Source organism: Amycolatopsis sp. SID8362, assembly GCF_010550475.1.
GTDB classification, from domain to species: Bacteria; Actinomycetota; Actinomycetes; order Mycobacteriales; family Pseudonocardiaceae; genus Amycolatopsis; species Amycolatopsis eburnea.
The window spans coordinates 1-1,916 of record NZ_JAAGNB010001389.1; the positions used below are offsets into that span (position 1 = coordinate 1).

2 pseudogenes are annotated in these 1,916 nt (G+C 75.5%); one reads left to right on the forward strand and one right to left on the reverse strand.

Features of this window, described 5'->3' with window-relative positions:
- Positions 1 to 1,292, reverse strand: a pseudogene (locus G3I65_RS42640) (hypothetical protein); the annotation flags it as partial.
- A gap of 128 nt (positions 1,293 to 1,420) precedes the next feature.
- On the opposite strand from G3I65_RS42640, the pseudogene G3I65_RS56645 reads away from it, so the two are divergent.
- A pseudogene (locus G3I65_RS56645) lies at positions 1,421 to 1,916 on the forward strand (hypothetical protein); the annotation flags it as partial.

The following is a 1,916-nucleotide window of genomic DNA, read 5'->3' on the forward strand; positions in this document are numbered from 1 at the left end:
AGCGCGGCCACGCGATGGGCTGCCCCGGCGAGCACCGCACCGAGGGCGGCGCCGGGGTCGGGGAGGCCGCGCAGGGTCGCCGGGAGGCGGTTGAACGGGACTTCGTAGGTCACCGTGGTCCCCGGCCACAGCAGATCCCGCTGTGGTGCCGGCCCGGTCCGCGCGGCGGATTCCGCCCAGCCCGGCGGCACGGCGATCCGGTACGGAACGCGCGCGTTCGAGGTCAGGGTGATCCCCGCGCGCCCGGCGCCGGCGGTCACGCAGACCCACACCGGAGGTTGGGGCCGCCCGGAATCGGCGGTCGCACTGGCGGTGCCGGCGGTCGCGTTGACGGGCGCGGGGTTGGTGGTTGCGGCGCTGGAGTTGGCGGCATGTCCGGGGTCGGTGGTCGATCCGGCGGAACTCGCGGTGTGCCCGGCACCGCCGGAACTCGCTGAGTTTCCGGCGCCGCCGGAGCTAGCGGCGTGCGCCGGGGCGGTGGATGTGCTGGCGTTCGCGGCCTGCCTGGTGTCGGTGGTTGTGCCGCCGGGGCTCGCCGCGTTCCTGGGGCTTCCGGAACTTGCCGCGCCTCCGCCCCTGCTGGTTGTGCCGCCGGAGTTGGCGGCGACGGGCGGGGCGGTGGTTGTGCTGCCGGAGTTCGCAGCCTGCCCGGTGTCGGTGGTTGTGCCGCCGGAACTTGCTGCGCCTCCGCCCTTGCCGGTTGCGCCGCCGGAGTCGGCGGCGCGCCGGGGACCGGTGGCCGCGCCGCCGGAACCCACCGCGCCTCCGGGGCCGCCGGAACTCGCCACCGGGCCCGGCGTGACAGTCACCCCACCAAAACTCGCCGCGCGCCCCGCACACCCCGGCCGCGGCGCCAACCCCGGCACCACATCCCGACCAAGCGCCGCGAGGTCAAGCACCCCACCCCAATACCGCCCCGGCCGCGGCAAGTCCGCCACAATGCTCCGCGTAGCAGCGTCATACGCAGCCGCCAACAACCGCGTGCCATCCGCCGTAATGACAACCGCCGCAAACCCCGGCCCGGGCGCCGGCGCCGCGATCCGCAACCGCGGCGCACCCCCGCTGAACTCGATGTCCGCTCCACCGCCCGTCCGACGCGTCAACGGCGTCGCCACACCAGGTTCCGGCGCCGGGCGCACCACCGCAGGCACGCCCGTAACCTCGACACCGGCGACCGTCCCACCCGTACCCGCCGGGAACCCTTGCTGCACCAGGGTTCCCGTCCCGCCCAGCAGCAGCGCGACCACGGCCGCGGTGAGTGCGAGCCGGGCCGGGCGGTCGTTCTTGGCCATCGCGCCTCCCGGGAGCCCCCTGTTCTTCGCGAGTCACCGGACGCGCCGTGGTCGTTAGCCGCCGTGGCTCAACCGTGACCCGGGCAAAGCGGTCGCCGCGGGGCGCTCGCTCTGGCACCATCGGGCGGGTGAGCCCGGTCGAGATCGCCTGCGACGAGTCGGGCTCCGAGGGCGAAAACCTGCTCGGCGGCGAAACCGACGTCTTCGCCCACGCCGGGGTGCGGCTGACCCCGGCCGACGCGGCGGAGTGCGTGCGCGAAATCCGGGCGCGGATCGGCTCCCCGGCCGAGGAGTACAAGGCCAACCACCTGCTGCGCGCCAAGCACCGCGCGGTGCTCGAGTGGCTGCTCGACCCCGGCGGCCCGCTCGCGGGCCGCGGCCACGTGCACCTGACCGACAAGACGTTCTTCGCCGTCCGGGCCGCGGTCGGGCTGCTGGCCGGGCCGGGCGCGGTCGACCTGGGCCGCACCCTCTACCGCGCGGGCCCGGCGGCGTTCGGCGCCGAACGCTGGGAGTACTTCCTGACCGCGTTCACCAGCGTGCTGCGGCTCAACCCCCGACGCGGCGTGACGACGTCGCCCGAGCGGTTCTTCGCGCTGGTCGACGACCTCGCCGCGACCCCGG